This window comes from Agrobacterium sp. 10MFCol1.1 (assembly GCF_000381165.1).
Classification (GTDB): domain Bacteria; phylum Pseudomonadota; class Alphaproteobacteria; order Rhizobiales; family Rhizobiaceae; genus Agrobacterium; species Agrobacterium tumefaciens.
Genome location: NZ_KB906077.1, coordinates 314,524 through 339,187, shown reverse-complemented (window position 1 = coordinate 339,187; position 24,664 = coordinate 314,524). Strand labels below are relative to the sequence as shown.

General features: G+C 58.4%; 20 protein-coding genes. 9 read left to right on the top strand and 11 right to left on the bottom strand.

The annotated features are described in order from the left end of the window. The first annotated feature begins 171 nt into the window (after window positions 1–171). The 7 genes from F617_RS0116860 (at window position 172) to F617_RS0116830 (ending at window position 9,854) form a co-directional block, all read left to right on the top strand. On the top strand, window positions 172–2,064 hold the full coding sequence (locus tag F617_RS0116860) for an ABC transporter ATP-binding protein (RefSeq protein ID WP_003516799.1): 1,893 nt from the start codon (window positions 172–174) through the stop codon (window positions 2,062–2,064). After that, window positions 2,061–3,962, top strand: coding sequence for an ABC transporter substrate-binding protein (locus tag F617_RS0116855; RefSeq protein ID WP_019566081.1), 1,902 nt, complete (start codon window positions 2,061–2,063; stop codon window positions 3,960–3,962). Before F617_RS0116860 ends, F617_RS0116855 begins: the two co-directional genes overlap by 4 nt. A 1-nt stretch (window position 3,963) precedes the next feature. Beyond that, complete coding sequence (locus tag F617_RS0116850; RefSeq protein ID WP_003516797.1) at window positions 3,964–4,962, top strand: ABC transporter permease; 999 nt, start codon at window positions 3,964–3,966, stop codon at window positions 4,960–4,962. Continuing rightward, window positions 4,959–6,134 (top strand): ABC transporter permease, encoded by a 1,176-nt coding sequence (locus tag F617_RS0116845; RefSeq protein ID WP_019566080.1) that lies wholly within the window; start codon window positions 4,959–4,961, stop codon window positions 6,132–6,134. Before F617_RS0116850 ends, F617_RS0116845 begins: the two co-directional genes overlap by 4 nt. A gap of 72 nt (window positions 6,135–6,206) precedes the next feature. After that, window positions 6,207–7,415 carry a glycosyltransferase family protein gene (locus F617_RS0116840; protein WP_003516795.1) on the top strand — a complete coding sequence of 403 codons (1,209 nt, stop codon included), beginning with the start codon at window positions 6,207–6,209 and terminating at the stop codon, window positions 7,413–7,415. A gap of 43 nt (window positions 7,416–7,458) precedes the next feature. Then, window positions 7,459–8,706 (top strand): glycosyltransferase family 4 protein, encoded by a 1,248-nt coding sequence (locus tag F617_RS0116835; protein WP_019566079.1) that lies wholly within the window; start codon window positions 7,459–7,461, stop codon window positions 8,704–8,706. Further along, window positions 8,703–9,854 (top strand): glycosyltransferase family protein, encoded by a 1,152-nt coding sequence (locus F617_RS0116830; RefSeq protein WP_019566078.1) that lies wholly within the window; start codon window positions 8,703–8,705, stop codon window positions 9,852–9,854. The genes F617_RS0116835 and F617_RS0116830 overlap by 4 nt, the downstream gene beginning before the upstream one ends. Here the strand turns inward: F617_RS0116830 and F617_RS0116825 are convergent. The 6 genes from F617_RS0116825 to F617_RS0116800 form a co-directional block, all read right to left on the bottom strand. Further along, window positions 9,820–10,560 carry a copper homeostasis protein CutC gene (locus F617_RS0116825; RefSeq protein WP_019566077.1) on the bottom strand — a complete coding sequence of 247 codons (741 nt, stop codon included), beginning with the start codon at window positions 10,558–10,560 and terminating at the stop codon, window positions 9,820–9,822. The two genes, F617_RS0116830 and F617_RS0116825, sit on opposite strands and share 35 nt — an antisense overlap. A 79-nt stretch (window positions 10,561–10,639) precedes the next feature. Then, a complete protein-coding gene (locus F617_RS0116820) occupies window positions 10,640–11,845 on the bottom strand; it encodes an MFS transporter (RefSeq protein ID WP_019566076.1) in 1,206 nt (401 codons plus the stop codon). A 63-nt stretch (window positions 11,846–11,908) separates the two neighbouring features. Then, window positions 11,909–13,342, bottom strand: coding sequence for a M81 family metallopeptidase (locus F617_RS0116815; RefSeq protein WP_019566075.1), 1,434 nt, complete (start codon window positions 13,340–13,342; stop codon window positions 11,909–11,911). A gap of 12 nt (window positions 13,343–13,354) precedes the next feature. Next, window positions 13,355–15,274, bottom strand: coding sequence for a beta-N-acetylhexosaminidase (locus F617_RS0116810; RefSeq protein ID WP_019566074.1), 1,920 nt, complete (start codon window positions 15,272–15,274; stop codon window positions 13,355–13,357). A 42-nt stretch (window positions 15,275–15,316) separates the two neighbouring features. After that, on the bottom strand, window positions 15,317–16,099 hold the full coding sequence (locus F617_RS0116805; protein ID WP_003516784.1) for an SDR family oxidoreductase: 783 nt from the start codon (window positions 16,097–16,099) through the stop codon (window positions 15,317–15,319). Window positions 16,100–16,214: 115 nt separating this feature from the next. Beyond that, window positions 16,215–17,078, bottom strand: a complete 864-nt coding sequence (locus tag F617_RS0116800; protein ID WP_019566073.1) for a MurR/RpiR family transcriptional regulator — start codon at window positions 17,076–17,078, stop codon at window positions 16,215–16,217. 243 nt (window positions 17,079–17,321) lie between these two features. On the opposite strand from F617_RS0116800, the gene F617_RS0116795 reads away from it, so the two are divergent. Then, on the top strand, window positions 17,322–17,807 hold the full coding sequence (locus F617_RS0116795) for a hypothetical protein (protein ID WP_013636865.1): 486 nt from the start codon (window positions 17,322–17,324) through the stop codon (window positions 17,805–17,807). 146 nt (window positions 17,808–17,953) lie between these two features. Here F617_RS0116795 and F617_RS0116790 read toward each other — a convergent pair whose 3' ends face one another. The 5 genes from F617_RS0116790 to F617_RS0116770 all read right to left on the bottom strand — a co-directional run bounded on the left by F617_RS0116790 (window position 17,954) and on the right by F617_RS0116770 (window position 23,457). Continuing rightward, complete coding sequence (locus tag F617_RS0116790) at window positions 17,954–19,066, bottom strand: ABC transporter ATP-binding protein (RefSeq protein ID WP_003516776.1); 1,113 nt, start codon at window positions 19,064–19,066, stop codon at window positions 17,954–17,956. Between the two features lie 185 nt (window positions 19,067–19,251). Next, window positions 19,252–20,484, bottom strand: a complete 1,233-nt coding sequence (locus F617_RS0116785; protein ID WP_003516773.1) for an extracellular solute-binding protein — start codon at window positions 20,482–20,484, stop codon at window positions 19,252–19,254. A 40-nt stretch (window positions 20,485–20,524) separates the two neighbouring features. Beyond that, a complete protein-coding gene (locus F617_RS0116780) occupies window positions 20,525–21,382 on the bottom strand; it encodes a carbohydrate ABC transporter permease (RefSeq protein ID WP_003516772.1) in 858 nt (285 codons plus the stop codon). Then, the gene (locus F617_RS0116775) at window positions 21,379–22,263 is read right to left on the bottom strand and encodes a carbohydrate ABC transporter permease (protein WP_003516771.1); all 885 of its coding nucleotides are present in this window, start codon (window positions 22,261–22,263) and stop codon (window positions 21,379–21,381) included. The genes F617_RS0116780 and F617_RS0116775 overlap by 4 nt, the downstream gene beginning before the upstream one ends. Before the next feature lie 12 nt (window positions 22,264–22,275). Beyond that, window positions 22,276–23,457 (bottom strand): Gfo/Idh/MocA family protein, encoded by a 1,182-nt coding sequence (locus tag F617_RS0116770; protein WP_003516769.1) that lies wholly within the window; start codon window positions 23,455–23,457, stop codon window positions 22,276–22,278. A gap of 439 nt (window positions 23,458–23,896) precedes the next feature. Between F617_RS0116770 and F617_RS0116765 the strand changes: the two genes are divergently transcribed. Continuing rightward, window positions 23,897–24,652: a GntR family transcriptional regulator gene (locus F617_RS0116765; protein ID WP_003516768.1), complete on the top strand. Its 756-nt coding sequence runs from the start codon at window positions 23,897–23,899 to the stop codon at window positions 24,650–24,652. Window positions 24,653–24,664 lie beyond the last annotated feature (12 nt).

Genomic DNA, 24,664 nt, shown 5'->3' with positions numbered 1-24,664 from the left:
AAGCCATCAGGCAAGCCATTGCAATTTGGAAGCCGGCTTTGAATTTGCTAAACAATTCGATGTTTCAGAGGCATAGACAGACAACAAACCCTACGATAACGTGCCTTTAAGCCCTCCTGAGCAAATTGTCACAAGACAACGATAAAGAGAGACGGCAAGGAACCCTTTAGCATGAGCGCAGGCGCAGATTTGCTCCGTATTGAAAATCTGCGGGTCTCGTTTTCTCTTATGGGTGGCACGATTGACGCCGTGAGGGGTGCCAGCCTTCGCATTCTTCCGGGAAAAGTGACCGCGCTTGTCGGAGAATCCGGCTCCGGAAAATCCGTCATCGGCCAGACGATCATGGGCATCCACCCCAAGACGGCGCGCGTGAACGGCCGCGTGCTGTTTACCGATCCCGCAAATGCCGCAGCCGGCCCCGTCGATCTGCTGCAACTGCCGAAGGATGGCCGGGAAATCCGCGCTATACGCGGAAATCGCATCGGGCTGATTTTTCAGGAACCCATGACGTCTTTTTCGCCGCTGCACACGATCGGCAACCAGATTGACGAAGCGCTGAGAATCCACAGCATCCTGTCGCCGGCCGAGCGCGCGGAAAAAATGCATGAGACGCTCGACCTTGTAGGGTTTTCCAACCCAAAGAAGGTCGTGAACATGTATCCCTTCGAATTGTCGGGCGGCATGCGCCAGCGCGCCATGATTGCCATGGCACTGATCTGTCGCCCCGCGCTTCTGATCGCCGACGAACCGACGACGGCTCTTGATGTAACCATACAGGCGCAAATCCTCAAACTCCTGCGCGATCTCCAGAGCCGGCTGAACATGAGCATGCTGCTCATCACCCACGATCTCGGCGTGGTGGCAAACATCGCCGACGAGGTTGCCGTGATCTATCAGGGCGAGATCATGGAAGCCGGAACGGTCGACGATATTTTCAAGGCACCGAGCCACCCCTATCTCAAGGGCCTGATGGCCGCCGTGCCGCATTTCGACATGAAGCCGGGTGAGAGGCTGAAGGCGCTTCGTGAGATCACCGTCGACCACGAAAGCCTTGTCGGCAAGAAGACCGCCGCAGTGAACAAGACCCCCGGCCCGCTCTTGACCGTGGAGAATATCAGCAAGACCTTCACGACCCGGAAGTCCAGCTGGTTTAGCCGCCGCGATGCCAATGCCACCAAGGCGGTCAACAGCGTGAGTTTTGAAATCCGCCGGGGAGAATGCCTTGGCCTCGTCGGCGAAAGCGGCAGCGGCAAGACAACCGTCAGCAAAATCCTCATGCGCGCCGTTCGCCCGGATGAAGGCTCCGTGACCTTTCACCGGCCGCAGGGCGATATCGACGTCCTCAATGCAAGGGACGGCGATCTAAAGGAATTGCGGTCGAAGATACAGATGGTCTTCCAGGACCCGATCTCATCGCTTTCACCGCGCATGACCGTGCGCAATATTTTGAGCGAGCCGCTTGAAATCCATGGACGGGGCGATGCGAAATACCGCGCGGAAAAAGTCCGTAATCTCGTCAAGGCAATCGGCCTTGGAGAAAGCGCGCTGAACCGTTATCCGCACAGTTTCTCAGGCGGCCAGAGGCAGCGTATCGGCATTGCCAGAGCCCTGGCGTTGGGTCCCGAACTGCTGATCTGCGACGAACCCGTTTCTGCCCTAGATGTCTCGGTGCAGGCGCAAATCCTCAACCTGCTCAAGGATTTGCAGAAGGACCTCGGACTTACCTACCTCTTCATCTCGCACAATCTGGCAGTGGTGGATTACATGGCGGACCGCGTGGCGGTGATGTGCGAGGGCCGCATCGTCGAGCTGGCGCCGCGGGAAATCATGATGCGCTCTCCGGTTCACCCCTATACAAAATCGTTGCTGGCGGCCGTGCCTTTTCCCGATCTCGACCGTCCGCTCGATTTCCGCACCATCGGCAAGATCAGCGCGACGGGCAAGTTCGACTGGGGCAAGCAATTCCGCGACGAGGGTGACGGCGAAATGATCTCTGCCGATCTTGGCGATGGCCATTTCGTTCTCGCAAATGGCAATGCCGACATCAGGGAGCTTCGCTCGTGATTACGCGCCGCACCACCCTTGCCTTGATGGCCTCCGTCTTTTTGCCGACCTATGCGCGCGCTGCCTATACCGACCCCGCCTACTTCAAGGAAAAGCGGGAAAAAGGTGAGCTGCCTGATATTGCCGAGCGCTTGCCGAAAAACCCGCGCGTCATCGATATGAAGGCGCTTGGCCGGGAGCCCGGAAAACACGGCGGTTCCGTGCGCATGCTGATCGGCGGCCAGCGCGATATCCGGCTTATGCCCATCAGCAACTATGCCCGCCTGGTTGGTTACGACGAAAAATTCGAGCTTCATCCCGACATTCTGGAAAGCTACGACGTTCAGGACGAACGCATCTTCACCTTCAAGCTGCGAGAAGGCCACAAATGGTCCGACGGCAGCGATTTAACCTCCGAGGATTTCCGGTATTTCTGGGAGGATGTTGCTCTCAACAAGGAAATTCACAAGGGCGGCCCGCCAATCGAACTGCTGGTCAACAACAATCCTCCCCAGATCGAAGTCATTGACCGGCTGACGGTGCGCTATACCTGGGAAGGTCCGAACCCCGATTTTCTGGCAAAGCTCGCAGCAGCATCGCCCGCGCGGCTTTTCCTGCCCGCCGCCTATATGAAGCAGTTCCACATCAAATATCAGACCGCGGAAAACCTCGCCAAGCTCATCAAGAAGAACAAGGCGGATGACTGGAGCGGTCTGCATATCAAGATGTCGCGGCAGGTCCGTCCAGAAAATCCCGCTCTGCCGACGCTGGACGCCTGGCGCAATACGACTTCGCCACCGGCCGAACAGTTCGTTTTCGAACGCAATCCCTATTATCACCGTGTCGACGAAAACGGCCTGCAACTGCCCTATCTCGACCGGTTCCTGCTGAACGTCACCTCCTCCGACATCATCTCGGCCAAGACGGCGTCGGGTGACAGCGATCTGCAATATTTCGGCCTCGATTTCGCCGACTACACCTTCCTGAAGGATGCCGAAAAGCGCTTTCCTCTGAAGGTGAACCTCTACAAACGCTCTCAAGGGTCGCGCATTGCGCTTCTGCCCAATCTGAACTGCGCCGATCCTGTATGGCGGAGCTGTTTCCAGGACGTGCGCGTGCGCCGCGCAATGTCGCTCGCTATAAACCGGCACGAAATCAACATGGTCTGCTTTTACGGGCTGGCCAAGGAAAGCGCCGACACCGTCTTGCCGGAAAGCCCGCTTTACCGACCGGAATTTGCCGAGGCCTGGAGTGCCTTCGACCGGGCGATGGCCAACAGGTTGCTTGACGAAGCAGGTCTCGATAAGCGCGACAGCGCCGGCTACCGGCTTCTGCCGGACGGCCGTCCAGCCTATATCATCGTCGAGACCACAGGCGAAAGCACGCTCGAAACGGACGTGATGGAACTGGTCACGGACCACTGGCGGCATATCGGCATTGCGGTTTCGGTCCGCCCGACCCAGCGCGATGTCTTCCGCAAGCGTGCCATGGGCGGCGAGGTGCTGATGTCGGTGTGGATGGGCATGGACAATGGCGTGCCGACCCCCGACATGTTGCCTTCGGGCCTTGCGCCCACCGGCGACGACCAGTTGCAATGGCCGGTCTGGGGCATCCATTATCTGTCCGGCGGGCGCGAGGGCAAGGAGCCTGACCTGCCGGAAGCAGCGCATCTGCTCGACCTCCTGAAAAAATGGCGCAGAAGCGTCACCGAGGAAGAACGCGAGGCCATCTGGCTGGAAATGCTTGGTATCTACACGCAGCAGGTATTTTCCATCGGCATCGTCAACGGCGCGCTGCAACCCGTCGTCCATGTCAAACGCATGCGAAACGTGCCGGAAAAGGCGCTTTTCGGCTTTGAACCCACATCGTATCTCGGCATCTACATGCCGGATGCCTTCTGGTATGACGGAGACGCCTGATATGCTGCGGTATATTCTCAAGCGCATCCTCGTCATGATCCCCACGCTGATCCTGATCTCGATGCTGGTCTTCACCATCATCGAATTGCCGCCGGGCGATTATTTCGAAAGCTACGTCGCCGAACTGCGCGCCATGGGCGAGACCGCAAACCTTGCCGAAATCGAGGAGTTGCGCGTCCGCTATGGCTTCGACCAGCCGGCGCCGATCCGTTACTTCCGCTGGGCAACCGGCATGCTGGTTGGCGATTTCGGTTATTCTTTCGAATATCAGCTCCCGGTAAACGAGGTTGTGGGAGACCGTCTGTGGTTGACGGTTCTGGTGTCCTTCGTCACCATCATCGTCACTTGGATTCTTGCCTTCCCGATCGGCATCTACTCCGCCACGCACAAATATAGCTGGGGCGACTACGGCCTGACCTTCCTAGGTCTGCTTGGCATCGCCATCCCCAACTTCATGCTGGCGCTGATCCTGATGTATTTCGCCAATATCTGGTTCGGCATCTCCATCGGCCATCTGATGGACCGGGAATATCTGAACCAGGCGATGAGCTGGCCAAAGTTCAAATCGATTCTCGAACATATCTGGATACCCGTCCTCATCATCGGAACGGCCGGAACCGCCGGCATGATCCGCCGCCTGCGCGCCAACCTCTTGGACGAGTTGCAGAAACAATATGTCGTAACCGCCCGCGCCAAGGGGCTTCACCCTTTCAAGGTGCTGATCAAATACCCGCTGCGCATGGCGCTGAATTTCTTCATCTCGGACATCGGCTCGATCCTGCCGGCTATCATATCAGGCGCGGAAATCACCGCCGTCGTGCTGTCGCTCGAAACAACCGGTCCGATGCTCATCCGGGCGCTGCAAAGCCAGGACATGTACCTGGCCGGCTCCTTCCTGATGTTCCTTGCTTTCCTCACGGTGATCGGCGTTCTTGTGTCGGATATCGCCCTTGCCATACTTGACCCGAGAATCCGCTTCGGAGGTGGTAACGTCAAATGACTTCATCCATCCCGACATCCGGCGAAGCACTGCCCCACTACGTTTCGACGGCGCCGTTCGACCCGTCGCTCATCGAACCCAATACGTCCGGAATGGCGGCCTTCAGCAAGGCGTCGCAGCTGCGGCTCATGTGGTGGCAGTTCCGCCAGCACAAGATCGCCGTCTGGTCCGGCGCCTTTCTGGTGGTGCTTTATCTTTCGATCCTGATCAGCGAGTTCCTCGCGCCTTACAATCTTCACACCCGCAATATCGAGCATATCTACGCCCCACCCCAGGCCATTCACCTTTTCAATGACGGAAAATTTGTCGGGCCTTTCGTCTATGGTCGGGAAATGACGCTCGACATGGACAATCTGCGGCGTGTCTACCGGGATGTGCCGACGGATATCCAGCCGCTGCGTTTCTTCTGCAAGGGCGATGCCTATCATTTCTGGGGCATGATCGAGGCTAGAACCCACCTCGTATGTCCGGCCGAAGGTGGTGAAATGTTCCTGCTCGGCACCGACCGGCTTGGACGAGACGTGCTGTCGCGAATCATCTACGGCGCGCGCATCTCGCTGACGATCGGCCTTCTCGGTGTCGCCATGAGCTTCGTTCTCGGCATTGTGATCGGCGGTCTTGCAGGTTATCGCGGCGGCACTTTCGATCTCATCGTCCAGCGTATCATCGAAGTCCTGCAATCCATTCCGAGCATTCCGCTGTGGCTCGCACTCGCAGCAATCATGCCGGTGACCTGGAGTCCGATCCTCGTCTATCTTGGCATCACCATCATTCTCGGCATGCTGGACTGGACGGGACTGGCGCGCGCCGTGCGCTCCAAATTGCTGGCATTGCGCGAGGAAGACTATGTTTTGGCTGCACAACTGATGGGCGCCGGCACGCCGCGCATCATCGGCAGGCACCTTATCCCCGGCTTCATGTCACATCTGATCGCCTCGGCGACGCTGACGATACCGGGCATGATTCTCGGCGAAACCGCGCTGAGCTTCCTTGGTCTCGGCCTCAGGCCGCCGATCACAAGTTGGGGAATTCTGCTCACGGAGGCGCGCAGCGTCAGCGTCATTGCGCTATATCCGTGGCTTCTCATCCCGACGATTCCGGTTGTTCTCGTCATTCTGGCCTTTAATTTCTTCGGTGACGGACTACGTGATGCTGCGGATCCCTTCAGATAAAATGGAACACGCCTTGATAAACTGCTCTTCCACCATCGCCTTTTTTGGGAAAGGCAAAAAGAGGTGTGGCCGATGACCTCCCGTCTGAACGACGCACGCATCCTCATGTACAGCCACGATTCCTTCGGCCTCGGACATCTGCGGCGCTGTCGCACGATAGCTCACGCGCTGGTGGAGGATTATCGCGGCCTCAACGTGCTTATCATTTCGGGTGCGACTATCGCCGGCGCCTTCGATTATCGCGCTCGTGTCGATTTCGTAAAAATCCCGAGCGTCATCAAGCTGCGCAACGGCGAATACACCTCCATGGACCGGCATATCGATCTTCAGGAAACACTGAAGATGCGCCGCTCCATCATCTATCACACTGCCGAAAGCTTCCAGCCGGATATCTTCATCGTCGACAAGGAGCCCATGGGTCTTCGTGGCGAGGTGGAGGAAACGCTCGCGTATCTCAAGGGACAGGGAACCAAGCTTGTCATCGGCCTCCGTGACGTCATGGACGCACCGCAGCTGCTTGAAGCGGAGTGGAAGCGCAATGACGTGATGACCAAGATCGGCAAGTTCTATGACCACGTCTGGATTTATGGCCCACCGGATTTCCACGACCCCTTGACGGGCCTCGATGTTCCCCAGACCGTTCGCGACAAGATGGATTTCGTCGGCTTCCTGCAACGCTCCAAAACGCAGGCGGAAACCGTGGCGCACCGGCCGGAGGGCGACTATCTTCTCATCACCACTGGCGGCGGCGGTGACGGCAGCGAATTGATCGATGACGTCATCAACGCCTACCGTCATGATAGCGAACTGACGCACAAGGCGCTCGTGGTGCTCGGCCCTTACATGCCGGCAGACCAGCGCCAGCGATTCATGAGCAGTGTTGCCGATATTCCTTACATCGAGATCATCGAATTCGACAACCGCATGGAAGACCTCGTTGCCGGCGCTCAGGCCGTCGTGTCGATGGGCGGCTACAACACCGTCTGCGAGATATTGTCGTTCGACAAGCCTGCCCTCGTCGTGCCGCGCACGGTGCCGAGGGAGGAGCAGCTTATCCGCGCAAGCCGCGCGTCGGAGCTCGGCCTTTTCGACATGCTTTTACCTGAGGATGCCGAGAATCCGGCAAAAATGGCGGCAGCTCTTAAAGCGCTGCCGAATCGCGCGCCGCCTTCCGTCAATTCGCAGGACCTGAAGCTCGATGGTCTGGAAAACATTTCGAAACGGATAGCCGAATGGCTGCCGCCCGAGGGCGACAAGGTGCCAATAACGCTGACAGCGTAACCGGCTCCCCGACAACCACCGCTTCAAAAGAGACACGCGCAACGTGACCGACACAAAAAAAATCGTGGTGCTCCTCAAGGGCTATCCGCGCCTGTCCGAGACTTTCATCGCCCAGGAACTTCTAGGGCTTGAAAAGGCTGGCCTTACGCTGGAACTCATGTCCATGCGCCGCCCGACGGATAAAAAACGCCACCCCGTTCACGATGAAATCCGCGCACCCGTGACCTACCTGCCGGAATATCTGCATGACGAGCCCATCCGCGTGCTGAAGGCCCTGTGGGCATGCCGCAAAAAGTCAGGCTTCACCAAGGCGCTGCGTCGGTTTTTCAGCGATCTGCCGCACGATCTCAGCCGCAACCGCTTCCGCCGTTTCGGGCAGGCGGCCGTGCTGGCGCACGAATGGCCTGTAGATGCCGGGTGGCTGCATGTCCACTTCATCCACACACCCGCCTCGGTCGCCGCCTATACCCATCTTATCACCGGCACGCCCTGGACGATTTCGGCCCACGCCAAGGATATCTGGACCTCCAGCGACCGGGACCTTGCCGCAAAGCTGGAAAGCGCCCGGTGGGCCGTGACCTGCACCGCAAGCGGCTTTCAGCATCTTCGCACCCTTTCCGGCGTCAAACAAAATGTGCATTTGAGCTATCACGGTCTTGATCTCACCCGCTTCCCGCATTTCGACACGCCGCGTCCGCAAAGAGATGGATCGGACGCTCATGATCCGGTCAGGATTTTGAGTGTTGGACGGGCCGTCAAGAAAAAGGGCATCGATATTCTGTTGCAGGCTTTGGCCTCGCTTCCACAGGAAATCCATTGGCGTTTCACCCATATCGGTGGCGGCGACGAACTTGCCGGGTTGAAAAAACTCGCCGACGAGCTTGGCATCGCCGACAGGATCGTCTGGACAGGCGCCATGGACCAGAAACAGGTGCTGGAGAATTACCGCGAGGCCGACCTCTTCGCCCTTGCCTGCCGCATCACCAGCGATGGTGACCGAGACGGTCTTCCCAATGTGCTGGTCGAGGCCGCCAGCCAGGCACTGACTTGCATTTCCACCAATATATCAGGCATTCCGGAATTCTTCGTGGACGGTGAAAACGGCCTCCTGACGGAACCCGAAAATCCGGTTGCCTTCGCCGAGGCTCTGCGCACGGCGATTACCGATCCGCAATTGCGTGAGCGTCTGGGTAGTGCGGCGGAAAACCGTGTGCGAACCGCCTTCGACAACCGCACCAGCATTGCCGAGTTGAAGACGCTGTTCGAAACCGAGTGGGAAAAAACGCCATGACCGATACGGAAAAGCGCCCTTCCGTTTTCTTCTACGTCCAGCACCTTCTGGGCATCGGCCATATCGCCCGCGCCAGCCGCGTTGCCAATGCCCTTCAGGCTGATGGTTTCGATGTCGTTCTGGTGACAGGTGGCACCCCGGTTCCCGGCTTTCCGGGCGAAGGCATCCGCCATGTCGAATTGCCGCCGATCGCCGTTAGCGACGGCAGCTTTTCCGGCCTTGTCGATAGTTCCGGCAAACCGGTCGATGACGACTTCAAGAAGCTGCGAACGGATATGCTGATCGGCGCTTATCACGGCGCAAAGCCGGATATCGTCATCATAGAGGCCTTCCCCTTCGGCCGCAGGCAGGTGCGTTTCGAATTGCTGCCGCTTCTGCACGAGATCGAGGACAGTGAACCACGCCCGCTCGTCATGACGTCGCTGCGCGATATTCTGCAGGAAAAAACCAAACCCGGCCGGGACGAAGAAACCGTGTCGCTGGTGAAGAAACATTTCGACGCGGTGCTGGTCCACGGAGATCCGGATTTCGTCCGGCTGGAGGAGACCTTTCCCCTTGCCGGCGAAATCAGCCAGCGCGTTGTCTATACCGGCCTCGTCGCGCCGCTGCCATCGCCGGAACCGGCGGAGAAATTCGATATCGTCGTTTCCGCTGGCGGAGGTGCCGTTGGTGCAGCCCTTATCCGGGCCGCACTTGAGGCATCGCCTCTGCTGGAAGAGATCAAAAGCTGGTGCCTCATAACCGGCCCCAACATGCCGCAGGCAGATTTCGATGCGATCTCGGCGCAGGCGCCCGAAAATGTGTCCATCTTCCGCTTCCGCAAGGATTTCGCAAGCCTGCTTGCCGGCGCGCGGCTTTCGGTTTCGCAGGCCGGTTACAACACCGTCTGCGATATTCTACAGGCAAAATGCCGCTCGCTTCTGATCCCGTTTGCGGCCGATGGCGAAACGGAACAGAGCGCCCGCGCCGAACGGCTGGCGCGGCTGGGACTGGCACAGGTTCTGGAAGAGAAGGATATCTCTGCGCAATCCATGGCCGATGCCATCAGGGCGGCATTGGCCCTGCCGGGACCGGACGTGATCCACCTCGATCTCGATGGCGCCGCAGGAACGGCTAGAGCTTTACGCCGCCTTTTTGATGAGCGGTGAGGATCGCCTTTAACTCGCGAACGGCCTCTTCATCCGTGCCCTTGCGCCCCGCGCCGGTGAAACCGAGTTTCGCCACCCGGCTTTCCGGATCGTAAAACGGAATGGCGGAACAGGATGCGTGGATCTCCGTAATGGGAAAGCGGTCCAGCAATGTCTGCACGACTGGTGGACGCACCCCGGCCCCCGGCATGATGACAATTCGCCCGGCGGCAAGCTCGGATAATCGGGCCAAGGTCTCGATGCCCTCAAGCGCCGAACGCGCGCCCCCGGAGGTCAGAATTCTCGGGAAGCCCATCGCGATAGCGGCCTCCAATGCTTCATCCATGTCAGGAACAACGTCGATCGCCCGGTGCAGCGTCATATCCAGCCCGTCGGCGTGGCGGCGCAGTTCTTCGAGCAAGGGAATATCAAGCGAGCCATCGCCAAGCGAGGCACCGAGCACCACGCCGGAAAGCCCCGCCGCGCGCGCCGCATCGATATCGCGTTTCATCACATCGGCTTCGTCGCGCGTGAACACGAAATCCCCGGCGCGCGGCCTGATCATCACGCTCACAGGCAGGGCGTAGGCCGCCGCCCGGTGCATGAAACCCGCAGACGGCGTCACACCGCCACCGGACAATGCCGCGCAAAGTTCTATTCGGTCGGCCCCACCCCTGACCGCCGCTTCCAGACCGGCCACGTCGTCCACGCAAATCTCGAGAATCATCGTAACCTCTTTCTTTTGAATGTGCCGTGTTTTCGCGCCGGCTTATCCGAAAACCGCCCACACTTTTCGGTCCGACGCTCTACCTGCGGCGGCCCTTCCCATCAAGCGCGTAGAGCATGTAAACGCCGCCGAGACCCACAACCGCTCCCAGGATTGAAGTGCCTGAATAGCTCGTGACGAGCGTGCCGACGGCAAAAATCAGCGCACCCAAACCCGCGCCGAGGAAGATGTTGACGGCAATCAGCGAGCTTCCAAGCCCCGGCCGATCCGCAATCAGTTCCTGCAGATAGGTGATCGGGATACTGATGATGGCGGCTGCGCCGAGCGCGCTGATCAAGGTCTGCGCATAGATATGCCAAGGTGCCGTCGCGAGACCCTGCAGGATGAGGTAGATGGCATAAAGCCCCGCTCCAGCCGCAAGAGTCAGTGTTTGCGGCACCTTCTTTTCGATCCAGCCCCACAGCAGGATGAAGACGATTTCCAGCGCGGCAACGATGCCCGCGACGATACCGATATCCGCGACCGTTCCCTTTGCCTGACCCGTTATGATGAGCGAGCGGATGGAATCATTGAGATGCAGCATCGAGCAGATGAGCGCGATGGCGATGATCCGCAGCAGCACCCGTCGCTCGCCGATTTCCGCAAGTGAAGCGCGGACACCGAAACGTGACTGCGTGTTCACCGATGCCGGCGTGGCCGTGCGCGGCAGGCAAAAGGCGACAAGCAGAAAGCAGATAAGCGCGCAGATGCCTGAGAACAGGAAAGCCAGCAGCATATTGCCGGAATTCACCAGAAAAATACCGACGATACCAGGCACCAGCACCCATGAAAGCGAGATGGTGGCCCGCATGATCGAATTCACGGCAATCATGTCGCCCGTCGAAAGATTGCGGGCATCGGCGCGCACATGCGCGAAAATCAGAGAGTTCATCGCCCCGAAAATCGGCAGGAGCAGCAGCTTTGCGGTCACGAAGGCGGTGGCATTACCAACGAGATAAACCAGCAGATAGCCGCTGACGCCGAAAAGCGCGATCAGCAGCATGGGTTTGCGATATTCGCCGAGCCGGTCTGCAACGATGCCCATCAGGACGCTGGCGCTGACATTGATGATGGCGGCAAACAGCATCAGCAGGGAATAGACGGTGTTGCTGAGCCCGATTTCGCGAATGCCGATCACCGCCTGATAGGGGGCGGTGGCGGCATTCGAAAATCCGAAGAACAGGATGGCGAGCGCCCCGATGCGGATCGACGGATTGTTGAAAACGAGGGAAAGAGCCGACGGCATGAAGGTTCGCCTGAGATGATCTGGCACGGCCGGATCGCTGAATGAAATGCTATCGAACCGCTGTCATCGCCAGCGGGCCGAAAGGATGGGTTTCGGGATATAGTTGAAATGCGGTTTCCATGGGTAAAAATCGCCATCCCGGCGGCGATTGGGGAGGTTTTCGATATCCTGATTGATAACCCCCTCCGTCAACGCCATGAGATTGGGATTGGCGATGGGCGCAAGCTCCGGCGAAAGATAACCTGACTTGACGACCAGCAGCCTTACCGCCTTCGGATCGAAGCCCAGACGGGTGAAATCCGCGATCATGTGATAGGGCCTGCGCCTTGCAGCCAGAATGACGGTAATGCCATCCATCACGACTACCGCCTGCCGCTGATCGGAAGCACCTGGATCGTCCAGTTTCAGGACCTTGGCTTCGACGGTGATGGAAGGGCTTTCGGGATCGAGACTGCCGCCGATCTTCAGGGAAAGCGCCGCGCCCTCGCGCGCCGCAAAACAGGCCTCGACCGCCGGCCTGTCGGTGATGCCGCCGATCAACGCGCCCTGCCAATTGCGCGAAATCAACGCCGCCAGAACATCGGCGCGATCGCCCACCCCGCCGCCGGTCGGATTGTCGCCGGAATCCGCCAGGATGATCGGCCCGGTTGTTGTTTTTTCCGCAATATCCATGATGACCTCGAGCGGTTCGGTCACGGGACCGAAACGGAAATCCTGTCGGGCATTCCAGTAGGATTGCGCAATCTCCGAGGCGACCGCCTGCGCGGCCTCCCTGTCCGTCCCGGTCACGACAGCGCAGGCCGTCGCCCTTGGTTCATCGGCCCAGACGTAGCCGATCATGAAATTCGCATCCCAAATGCCGGGCCGCGCGTCGTAGTCCGGCAAGACGGCATAGAGGCTTTTGGCCGGTTCATCTTCCGTGGAGGTTTTTTCACCCGGCAGGAGAACGGGGATTTTCGCCCATGCCACACCGGGCTTCTCGCCAGTTTTCAGAGCCTTGATGAGCATCGTCCACGCCCGCGCCATCGTCTCGCGCACATCGATATGCGGCGCAGTTCGGTAGCCGGCGAAAATATCCAATTGGTCGATGATCGACTGGCTGACATTGCCGTGCAGGTCGTAGCTGGCGGAAATGATCACATCCGGTCCGACTACGGCGCGGGCGCTGGAAATCCAGTCCCCTTCCGCATCGTCCATTCCCTCGACATTCATCGCGCCATGCATGGCGAGATAAAGCCCGTCGAGCGGCAGGCAAGCCTTGAGACGCTCCAAGAATTCCTGCTTGAACGCATCATAGGCCGCGCGCGACACCGGGCCACCCGGCACCGCCCGCGCATGCAGAAGCGGCAACACTTCCGCCCCGCCTTCGCCGAGGAAATTGAAATATTCGGCTTCCAGCAACTCCGCCCCGCGAAAGACGCGAAAATCTTCCTGACGCATGAGCACCGGCGAATAGGTGCTGCATTCGGTATGAATTCCACCAACGGCAATACGCATCTCGCCTTCCTCTCAATAGACCGGGCTCAAGCGGACGATGGCGGAGAAACGCAGCCAGTCCTTCTGCGCTTTCGGCGTCCACGCCGCCTCGGCAATGGCGGGCAGTCTCGGGAAAACCAGATGGTTGAAATAGGCGCGATTGAGGAAATGCTCGGACCAGATGCAGGCCTGAACGCCTTTCATCCGCTCCTTCAATTCCTCGGGGAACTCACCGACTGCCTCGTAAGCATATGTATGCGACGGCGGAACGGTGCCGGCCCAGCTTGCGCCCGGCTCCTGCCAGGCTTCATCCTGCACCATGTCGAGATAATAGGCCTGTCCCGGCGTCATCACCACGTCGTAGCCCTGCTTTGCAAGCTCCAGGCCAACTTCCGGCTTCTGCCAGGCCATCAGCAATGTTCCCGAGGGATCGACGCCGCCGCCGTGCGAAACTTCGTCCCAGCCGGCAAGCTGGCGGCCGCGCTCATGCAGCATCCCCTGAATACGTTTCATGAAATAGGACTGAATGCCGAAGGTGCCGTCGAGGCCTTCCTTTTCCATCAACGACTTGGCAAGCGGCGAGGCAAGCCAGGAGCCATCTGCTACCTCGTCGCCGCCGATATGGATCAGCCGCGAGGGGAAAAGCTCCACCATCTCGTCGAATATCTTGCCAAGGAATTCATAGGTCGGCTCGATGGCGGGATTGAGCGCATTGTTGGGATAGCCCTGTACGGAGCGATAGCTGTCCGGCGCTTCCTGCCCATCCGTCAGCTCCGGATAGGCCACGAGAGCCGCCGTGCTGTGGCCGGGAATATCGACCTCTGGTACGATTTCGATGTTCAGTGCCGCCGCATGCGCGACGACCATGCGAACATCATCCTGCGTGTAGTAACCGGAAACCGGCTCAGCCCCATTGCCGAGCTGCGGCAGAAGCGGCGCATCCGGGCCGCGCGTCGCGCCGACTGTCGTCAGCAGCGGGTAAGCCTTGATTTCGAGACGCCAGGCCTCGTCATCCGTCAGGTGCCAATGGAACCGGTTCATGCGCAGCCATGCAAGAATGTCGATCAGCCGCACGACATCACCGGTCGGATAGAATTGTCGCGAGACATCCAGATGGCAACCGCGCCAGCTGTAACGCGGCGCATCGGCGATGGTGCCGGAAACCGGGAAACGGAATTTGGTATCGGTGCGCGCGCCGTGCAGCAATTGCGCGAGCACAGTCAGGCCGTATTGCAGACCTGCAGCGGCCGAATATTCCACGACGACGGCGTCATCAGAGAAAGACAGGCGATAACCTTCCGCTTCCAGACCGCTATGTTGCTTGAAACGAAGCGGTTTGCCCTCATGAACAGGCGCGAGGCTGAAAGGCACGTGACCAACGGCAAAAAGCCTGCGGAACAGCGACGAAACAGTTTCCACCGCAAGCACTTCTTCCTTGCCTGCCTCTTCCGTCGGGAAGAGTGCGACGGGAAAGTCTTCGCCCGGCGCGGCATCGATTTCCGCAGGCCAGGGCTGGATGGCGAAGGGCAGATCGAGCTTTCCTTCGGGAAGCAGGGCTGGCGCCGGCTCGCTATGGCGCCCGTCAAGCATCAGGTCAGCGACATCAACCGCGCGATGTGTGCCGTCGGCAAGGCTGATATAGGCGGATTTCGCACCGTCTGTTCGATGGCGGGCAGGCCTGAGCAGGCCGTCAACGGTAAAACGCCACGATTTCCCGGCTTCGAGCACGAAACCCGTTGGCGGCGCAAATTCATGGAAATTGGCATTGCGGCGCAGATAGATGGCATTGCCGCAAACGGGCTTGTCGATGGTCCGCGTCAGCGACGTATAGACGATCCGGAAATCCTTCACCGGCTCGCTGGAAAGATTGAACAGGGTGAAGGTGAAGCCACCCGATGCGGAATCTTCGAGCGGATGCCATGAGTTTTCGAGACGAAATTGTGCGAGCGCCATGATGCTCCCCTTTATTGTGCTTCAAGCCCGAGAGGACTTCGGTCAGTAGTGTTCGGATTGTGAGAAAGTGCGGGCGAGCGGCGCCTGCCCTGCCGTCAGGCCGCAATCCACCGGCAGGCACACGCCGCTGATGGCCGCTGCCTGTGGCCCGGCTAGAAAAGCGACGGCGTTGGCGACATCCTCAGGCCTCACGATGCGCTGCAACGGATACCAGTGCTTCGCTTCCTCGAAGACCTGAGGATTGACTGCCGCCCGCGCTTCCCAAGCCTGCGTGCGCACAGTTCCTGGAGCAACAGCATTGGAACGGATGCCGAATTTTCCATATTCGACAGCGATCAGCTTCGTCAGATGGATCAAGCCTGCCTTTGCCGCGCTATAGGCGGGATGGCCGAACACAGCCATGCCGTTGACGGAGGTGATATTGATGACAGACCCTTGCGTGCGCTTAAGTGCGTCCTCGAAAGCCCTGAAGCAGAGAAACGGTGCTTCCAAGTTAAGGGCATTGTCCTTGCGCCATATCTCTGCGGTCGTGTCGTGCAGGCTGACGGCCCTTGCAGCACCAGCATTGTTGACGAGGGTCGCGACATCACCCAGCTCCGCAACCTCCAAGGCCAGCCTTGCAAGATCCTGCGGATCGGTGACGTCGCAGGTTTTCGAAACGAAGGCGGAACCGGAAAGCAGGGAAAGCGCATTGGAAAGGGCGTCGGGATCGATATCGACCAACACCACCTTCGCGTGGCTTTCAGAAAGCGCCGCGGCAATTGCCCGGCCGATGTCGCCCGCCGCGCCCGTTACGACGGCGACTTGGTCTTTCCTGTCCTGCATGTCATGCTACTCCTTCGAGGCTTTCCAGAGCGGGTTTTGAGGTCAAGCCGCTCTACATCTTTGTTTTTATGCATTTTCCGGGCGTGAAACCGCTACGCGGCTCACTGGAAATGCTCTAGTCACCCAGCAATTGCCGGTCGTCCGGATCACGATGCTCCACAAGCTGCTGCTTGATGTGCCGCAGGGTCACCATCGACCGCTGCCGGTGGTGATAGGCAGCTAGCGTCGCCAGAACATCAACCGCCGCCAGATAGGCATAACGCGATGATGTTGGGCGGAAGATATTGTTTCCCTCAGGCACGTTGACGGCCACCACCATATCGGCGGCCAAGGCGACGGGCGTATCGCTCTGGGTCAGCGCGATGGTGGTAACCCCCATTTCCCGCGCCAGCCTGAAGCACTTCACCAATTCCATGTTGCGGCCGGAAAAGGAGGATCCGATGATGACGTCTTCCTTCCGCGCAGCGGCAGTCATCATCAATTGCATGCTGTGATCGGCGCTGGTCGAAACGCGCAGGCCAAGGCGAAACAGCCGGTTCTGAATTTCCGAGGCGATCATCGAGGAATTACCACCGGCTCCAAACGCGTAGATCATGCCGCTATTGGCAATCCGGACGGCCGCTTCGTCGGCCAGGGCGGGATCGAGCGTCTTGTGCAGCAGGAAAAGCGCCTCCTGCGCCTTGGCAAGCACTTCCTCGGCGACGTCCGACGGGCCCGTGCTTGTCGGTTCCGAGGTGAGGTAGCGGATGCCGACATAAGCGGTCTTGGCAAGGCTGACCTTGAAATCCGAAAAGCTCTGGCACCCCAGACGGCGGCAGAACCGCGTCACAGTTGGCGGGGAAACCTCGGCGCGGGCGGCAAGCTCGATGATCGATGCATTGACCGCAAACTCGAAGTCCGAAGCCAGAATATCGGCGATCCGCCGCTCCGATTGCGAGAACTGTCCCCTGTCGTCTTGAATCTTTGCGAAAATATCCATGCTCACCGGTCTCCGTTCCGCCAAAACTTAAGGCTTGGCCCCGTTTCCGATGCACCCTAATCCGAGACGCCCGTCAACCGTACACACCCATGAATCGACCATGTTTCGCCCCGTTGACGACACGCCGGACACCTTTGATTTGAAAATTATTTTCTCTGTTGATTGCGAGATGAGCATATGCCAACAATCTTCGCCAGAGAAATATCCAAATCTTGAAAATAATTTCAACAACGGACCTAAATCATGCGCGACCCATTCAAAAACCCTTTTCCCGAAACAGACGTCGCCCGCCACTCCATCTGGGACATGCTGGTAACGCGGGATATCGACGCCTTCCTCACTGCCGACTGGTCGAAAGTCGCGGATGATTTCGTAAAGGACGGCTTTCTCGGCATCAACGCCAACCGGGATGCAAACCCGGACAACTGGCGCCTGTCCTTCCCCTCGCTTGACGCCTATCGCGACGAATGGCTGCGACAGGCGCAGGATTTCCAGACCCAGCAATTCGCTGAAGACCCGCGCAATGCGATCTTCACCACCACCACGCTGGAAGAAATCGAAGTGGAAGGTGAGACCGCGCTGGTTCGCAAGAAGTTCGACGGCGGGCTTCGCAAGGCCGATGGCAGCTTCGACGTCATGAAATGGCAGACGCTCTATTATTGCCGACTGCATGAGGGCCGCTGGAAAATCAGCGGTTTCACCGGATACATGCCCAATCCCATGCCGTGATCCAGCGGACCTGCCAGACCGTTTTGAACGCCGGGCCGAAAGCCCGGCGTTGCTTTTTCGTCTGCAGGACGAAGACCGCTGAAAACCGATAGCGTCGCAGAAAACCGGGCATGGCGAGACAGATTTCATGGCCCGGTTCCCGCCCTTTATTGTATCAGTTTGAGGACAGAAAGGTCGACACGCCGTTCGAGCGATGTGCCGCTTTCATCAAACAGATGGCAATCCGACGCCTTGATACCGGTGACGATGGTTTCATCGACGACAACAGGCGCAGAACCGGAAAGAAGCGCGCAATAATTTTCACCCGTGGGCGCGACGCCATAAGCGATCGTATTCACACCCAGCCGCTCGATAACGCTGGGCGCGACCTTGATATTCAGGTCGGCCGTTTCGAGACCGGTGTGTTCCGGGCGAATGCCGAGCGTCAGTTGCGTGCCTTCAAGACCGGCGCGCGGCTCCACCGGCACGGTGATTGTCTGGCCCTCATACTCCACGGTCACACCATCGGCGCTGACGGATTTGCAGGTGACCTTCAGGAAATTCATTTTCGGATTGCCGATGAAACCGGCGACGAACAGGTTTGCGGGCTTGTGGTAAAGTTCCAGCGGCGCGCCGACCTGGGAGATTTCGCCCGCATTCAGCACCACGATGCGGTCGGCCATGGTCATGGCTTCCACCTGGTCATGCGTCACGTAGATCATCGTCGCCTTCAGCGTCCGATGCAGATTGGTGAGCTCGATACGCATGTCGGCGCGAAGTGCGGCGTCAAGGTTGGAAAGCGGCTCGTCGAACAGGAATATCTTCGGCTCGCGAACGATGGCGCGGCCGATCGCTACACGCTGGCGCTGGCCGCCGGACAACATGCCGGGACGCTGCTGCAGGCGCTGGTCGAGTTGCAGGATCTTGGCGACGGCCTCGACCTTTTCCTTGATCTTGCCCTCTTCCATCTTTTCGACACGGAGGGGAAAAGCGATGTTTTCAAAAACTGTCATATGCGGATAGAGCGCATAGGACTGGAACACCATGGCGATGCCGCGTCTAACCGGCGGCAAGTCATTGACCTTCACGCCGTTGATGACGATGTCGCCGGCGGAAATATCCTCAAGGCCGGCGATCATGCGCAGCAATGTGGATTTACCGCATCCCGAGGGACCGACAAAAACGACGAACTCGCCATCCCTGATGTCGAGCTGAACGCCCTTGATGACTTCGAAATGTCCATAGTTCTTGCGGACGTTGTTGAGATAAAGCTGACCCAAAACTTGCCTCTCCCGTCACCAGCCGACATCAGGCTGCGTTCAGAGACGTTCCGCGACACGGAAAAATCGCGCCTTATCGGAACCGTTAAAACACACGAGAAGCTCCTGCCGTCATAGCGGCGGGTATTCTCGCAACGAATTATGAGGTTGCGGGCGACCTGCGCCCGCAACCGTATAAATGTGGATTACTTATACTGCTCGAGAGCGGCAGATGCCTTCTTTGCGGCATCTTCCGGTGTCGCCTTGCCGGTAACGACAGACTGCACCATCTCAATCATCGTGTCCTGGAAGCCCTTGTAGTCAGTGAAGAGCGGCTCGGGACCGCCATAGGCGATACCGTCGATCAGCGGCTTCCAGAAGGGGTCCTTGGCGATGAACTCATCAACCTTCGGCGACGGACGAAGCGGGGTCAGGCCAGCGCCGCCCTGCAGTTCGTATTCGCCCTGCGGGCCGGGAGAGGTGATGAACTTGGCGAACTCGGTCGCCTTTTCTTCGACACCGGTTCCCTTGAAGATCGCGAGGCTGTCGGTGATGAGCAGCGTGCCGGGACCCTTGGCTTCAGGGCCGAGCGGCAGGGTTGCGATACCCCAGTTGATCTTGGTTTCCTGCAGGCGAGTTGCGGCACCCGATCCCGCCTGGATCATGCCAACCTTGCCATCGAGGAAGATGGCGCGGATTTCGTTCTGCTCGTAGGCCGTCGGACCTTCGACGGAGTAAGGCGTGATGTCCTTGTAGGCCTTCAGAGCTGCAAGAACCTGCGGGCTGTCGACGGTAATCTTGTCGCCGTCGATGACCTTGCCGTTATTGGTGTAAACCCAGTGCATGAATTGGTGCATGGTGTTGTCGAAGGTCTTGGCGGGCAGGCCATAACCGGCGACGCCGGTCTTTTCCTTGATCTGCTTGGCAAAGGCGATCTCTTCAGCCCAGGTCTTCGGCGGCACTTCCGGATCGAGACCGGCCTGCTTGAAGAGGTCCTTGTTCCAATAGAGCGCCTTGGTCGAGAAGGCGACAGGCACGCCCCACTGCGTATCCTCGAAGGTAACCGTGTCGACGATGTTAGGGTAATAGGTCTTCTTTTCGTCTTCGGTCATCGGCACCGGAACGATGAGGTCGTTCTGTGCGAACTGCTTCAGCGTGCGCGAACCGACATAGGCCATGGCGACCGGAGTGCCGGCGGCTGCGAGCGTGGTTGCCTTGTCCTGGCACTGCGCCCAGCCGACGACTTCAGGAACGACCTTCCAGCCGGCATTCTTGCCTTCCCATTCCTTGATGTATTTTTCATGGATGGGGTCCATCTTGTCGCCGCAATAGATCCAGCTGATCTCCTTGTCGGCGGCGTGTGCCGCCACCGTGCCAAGGGCAGTGGAACCGGCAAATGCGAAGGCGCAAAGCGCCAATCCGTAATGTTTCAGTGCCATAGATAGTCTCCCGTTTTCTGGTGGTCGTTCCTATTGTTGATTATTTCACCGCGCCGGCGGTAAGCCCGCTGACGAGATAGCGTTGCATGAAGAAGATGACGACCATGGCCGGCGCAATGCCGACGAAGCTGGCCGCCATCAACTCATTCCAGACGACTTCCTGACGACCGAAATAGGCAAACAGGCCGATGGGCAGCGGCATATATTCGGTCTTGGAATTGAAAGTGAGCGCGAAGATGAACTGCTGCGCATAAGCACCGATGAAGGTGGTGATGGACACGACGGCGATGCCAGGCATCGCAAGCGGCAGGATCACCCGGCGGAAGGTATAGAAATAGCTCGCGCCGTCCACATAGGCCGCCTCTTCCAGTTCGCGCGGAATACGCAGCATGTAGGTTCGCAAAAGCCAGATGGCAGTGGGGATCAAAAAGGCGGCGCCGGGAATGATCATCGCCAGATAGGTGTTCAGGACGCCCATATTGCGCATCAGCCGGTAAAGCGGGATCAGAAGCACCGCACCGGAGAACATGTTGATCGCAAGAAACGCGCCGAGCAATTGCCCGCGACCGCGAAACTGGAACCGCGCGAAAGCATAGGACGCCGGCACCACCAGAAGCAGAACGATGATCGTCGATATCGTCGAGATGAAGAAGGAGTTGAAGACGTAGCGGGCAAAGCCGGGAACGCTGACCCACATGGTCCGGTAAGCTTCGAAGGAGCCGTTTTCCGGCCAAAACTTATACGGTGACGAAAAAAGCAGGCTGAGCGGTTTCAGCGAAACCAGAAACCCTTCGACAAACGGCGCCAGCACGAAGGTCAGGAATACGGCGATGCCGCAATAAATCCCGACGATCTCATACCATCTGTAACGGTTGATCATCGCATTTTTGTCGGTCATCGGCTGGTCTCCTGCGAGATACGGCTGGTGATGCGGAAGTAGAAGTAGGTGAATATGGACAGGAAGATGCAGATCAGCACTGCGCGCGCCGCGCCCTCACCGTATTTGTAGGAACCGATCGCCGTCTTGTAGGTGTCGATGATCATGGTCGTCGTCTGGCCCGTCGGTCCGCCCTGTGTCAGGATCCAGATGATGTCGAAGGAATTGAAGGTCGAAATCAGCGAGATCATCGACATGGTAATCATGGCCGGCAGCATCAGCGGCAACGTGATGCGGCGGAAGCGGTAGGTGCGGCTGGCGCCGTCGGTCCAGGCTGCCTCGTAAAGATCCTGCGGAATGGCCTGAATTGCCGCCAGCAGATAAAGCGTCACCATCGGCACGCCGATCCATACGTCGGTGATGATGGTCGCCCAGAAAGCCGTGCTGCCATAGGCGAGGAAGGCGACTGGACCGTCCACCAGGCCAAGATTCTGTAGAACACCGGAAATCATGCCGAACTGGCCGTTATACATCCAGCCCCACATGAAGATGCCGATAGCCATCGGCACGATCCATGGCGGCATCGTCAGGATGCGAAACAGGGCCCGACCGGGAACGGCCGAATTCAGCAACACCGCACCGAAAGTGCCGATGATCATCTTTATCGAGACGGAAAAGAACGTCCAGATAAAGGTCCGCGTGATGACCCCGGCGAAAGTCTCGTTGAAGATCTTCTCGTAATTGATGAAACCCACCCAGTTCGTCGTCTTTTTCAACGACGCGTCCGTGAAGGACAGGATGAAGGTATCGACGAGCGGATAAGCAACAATAACAGTGATGTATAAAAGCGCCGGCAAAAGAAGAAGCCAGGCAAAGATAACCGCGCTGCGTTTCGCATCCATCGCAGCGCCCCCTTAAGCCGATTTCACGGCGGGCGACTTCAACTGCCCGTGGAGTGCCAGATCATATTCCTCCCACACCGGCTTGAGATCGACCACCTTGCGGCCATGGCGCGCCTCGTCCATGGCGAGCGCCAGAATACCGGCCTCGATCGCATCGAGCGCGGAAACCGGCAGGGGCGTCCCCTTGACGACATGGTTGATCACGTCCTCGGCCATCTGCTCATCAGCGCCATAATGCTGGGAGAGCACGGTTGCCGCCGAATAGGTCTTGGCAACGGTCTTTTCGTTGGTGCGGGCATTGTGCACGTTCAGGAAGCCGCGCACGAAATCGCCCTCGGCCATGCCCTTGGCGCCGATGACGCAGAAACGGCGGAAATCGTCGGGAACGTTCAGATTGGTATGGAAGGCGAGCGATGCGCCATTTTCATATTCGACGATCGCGGTCTGGTAGTCGATGATATCGCCGTCGCTGTCGAAAACCTTGTCGGAACCCATCCAGCCGCTCGGCTTGCGATGGTAGACTTCCATGTCGTTGATGCCGTCATTTTGCGGAGCATTTGCAGGCGTAAAGCTCTTGCGCCCGCCAAAGCTCGAAACGAAACGCGGCCGGGCACCCACCACGCCGTTATAGAGATCGAGGTCGTGGCAGCATTTTTCCAGCATGAAGGAGCCGGAATAGTTCTCGTAACGCCGCCAGTCGCGCATGAAGAACGCGCCATGATAGGGCGGGATATGTTCCGAAGCCTCGATGGAGACGACGTCACCCAGCTTGCCTTCGGCCTGCGCGGCGCGCAGATCGCGGTAAAGCGGCGAGTAACGCAGGACCAGACCGACCAGCAGCCGCTCATGTCCATGCTTGTTGAGCAACCGGGCGAGTTCGAGGCTTTCCTCGATGCTGACGACGATGGGTTTTTCCGAGAAAATGGTGCAACCGGCTTCAAGCCCGATGCGGATATGCTCCAGATGCATATGGTTCGGTGAGCCGATCATCAAAAGGTCGAATGTCTCGCCGGCAATCAGCGCCTCGGGGCTGTCATAGGCCTTGCCAGCCGAAATGCCCTTTTCCTCAAGACCCGGCAGACCGGCCGGGGCAGGATCGACATAACCGACGATCTCGAAATCCTTGTCGATCTCGTGAAAAACGTAGCCCAGATAACCGAGACGGAATCCGAGTCCGATAATTCCCACCTTCATGAACTTTGTTCCCTGTTCATTCGTAATTCATTTTCGCAGAAGCAACCATTTCTTTGCTGGTTATCCTGATATCTGCGATAATTTTCCGCCACGATGAAATTAATTTTCATAACGGTCAAGTTAAATTCGATCTCGCAAATCCTAGTGAGGACCGGAGACCGATTTCCCCAGCGGAGACAGGCGCAAGATAGAGCGCCGTCAGCCACTGATACGAAAACAATACCAAAAAAATGCCAATCGTCTATAGCAATTCCAATTGCCGGAAATTTTTTTTGGTTAATGCGGAAATTTCAAGCAAGAGGCCTTATTATTCGGCAAATGATCGAAAAAACCACCGATTAATCGTACAAATCCACTAATGGTTCTATTTTGGTATTGCCGATTGTGACGCATATGGTATAGCCGGAATTCGCCACATCGATTGTGACAGAGGTTATGGATGAACGGGGCAGCGCTTAATCTGGACGACCTGCAATCGGGAGGCGGCGGCCCGCTTTACCTGAAACTGCGTCAGACGATTGAAGACGCCATCAATGGCGGCCGCCTCAAACATGGCGATGCCCTGCCGCCCGAGCGCGACATTGCCGAAAGCGCCTGCGTCAGCCGCGTCACGGTGCGCAAGGCTGTGGACGATCTCGTTCGCGACGGACTTCTCGTGCGCAGGCATGGGTCGGGCACCTTTGTCGTCAAACCCATCACCCGTATGCAGCAGCCGTTGACCAAGCTTACCTCGTTTACAGAGGATATGCGCCGCCGGGGAATGGTGGCGAGCACGCGCTGGCTTGAAAGAGGCCTGTTTTATCCGACCGGTGACGAAATGATGGCTCTCGGCCTTTCCCAATCCGCCATGGTTGCCCGGTTGACGCGACTGCGCCTTGCCAACGACCAGCCGATCGCGCTCGAAGTCACGAGCCTGCCGGGCGATATTCTGCCGGACCCACAGCTGGTGGAAAACTCGCTTTATCAGGAGCTTGCGAAAAGCGATATTCGCCCCGTCCGCGCCATCCAGCGCATCTCTGCGCGCAACCTTACGGATGAGGAAACGATGCTGCTTGGAGTTCCCCCCGGGTCTGCTGCACTTTCCGTCCAGCGCATGGCCTATCTCGAAAGCGGCCGCCTCATGGAAATATCGCGCGCCCTTTATCGCAGCGACGCCTACGATCTCGTCGCCGAACTGACGATGACCTCCGACTGAAACACATCGACC

Coding starts and splice junctions, on each gene's coding strand:
- F617_RS0116860 (WP_003516799.1), top strand. CDS start 172: ATGAGCGCAGGCGCAGATTTGCTCCGTATTGAAAATCTGCGGGTCTCG.
- F617_RS0116850 (WP_003516797.1), top strand. CDS start 3,964: ATGCTGCGGTATATTCTCAAGCGCATCCTCGTCATGATCCCCACGCTG.
- F617_RS0116845 (WP_019566080.1), top strand. CDS start 4,959: ATGACTTCATCCATCCCGACATCCGGCGAAGCACTGCCCCACTACGTT.
- F617_RS0116840 (WP_003516795.1), top strand. CDS start 6,207: ATGACCTCCCGTCTGAACGACGCACGCATCCTCATGTACAGCCACGAT.
- F617_RS0116830 (WP_019566078.1), top strand. CDS start 8,703: ATGACCGATACGGAAAAGCGCCCTTCCGTTTTCTTCTACGTCCAGCAC.
- F617_RS0116825 (WP_019566077.1), bottom strand. CDS start 10,560: ATGATTCTCGAGATTTGCGTGGACGACGTGGCCGGTCTGGAAGCGGCG.
- F617_RS0116820 (WP_019566076.1), bottom strand. CDS start 11,845: ATGCCGTCGGCTCTTTCCCTCGTTTTCAACAATCCGTCGATCCGCATC.
- F617_RS0116815 (WP_019566075.1), bottom strand. CDS start 13,342: ATGCGTATTGCCGTTGGTGGAATTCATACCGAATGCAGCACCTATTCG.
- F617_RS0116810 (WP_019566074.1), bottom strand. CDS start 15,274: ATGGCGCTCGCACAATTTCGTCTCGAAAACTCATGGCATCCGCTCGAA.
- F617_RS0116805 (WP_003516784.1), bottom strand. CDS start 16,099: ATGCAGGACAGGAAAGACCAAGTCGCCGTCGTAACGGGCGCGGCGGGC.
- F617_RS0116800 (WP_019566073.1), bottom strand. CDS start 17,078: ATGGATATTTTCGCAAAGATTCAAGACGACAGGGGACAGTTCTCGCAA.
- F617_RS0116795 (WP_013636865.1), top strand. CDS start 17,322: ATGCGCGACCCATTCAAAAACCCTTTTCCCGAAACAGACGTCGCCCGC.
- F617_RS0116785 (WP_003516773.1), bottom strand. CDS start 20,484: ATGGCACTGAAACATTACGGATTGGCGCTTTGCGCCTTCGCATTTGCC.
- F617_RS0116780 (WP_003516772.1), bottom strand. CDS start 21,382: ATGACCGACAAAAATGCGATGATCAACCGTTACAGATGGTATGAGATC.
- F617_RS0116775 (WP_003516771.1), bottom strand. CDS start 22,263: ATGGATGCGAAACGCAGCGCGGTTATCTTTGCCTGGCTTCTTCTTTTG.
- F617_RS0116770 (WP_003516769.1), bottom strand. CDS start 23,457: ATGAAGGTGGGAATTATCGGACTCGGATTCCGTCTCGGTTATCTGGGC.
- F617_RS0116765 (WP_003516768.1), top strand. CDS start 23,897: ATGAACGGGGCAGCGCTTAATCTGGACGACCTGCAATCGGGAGGCGGC.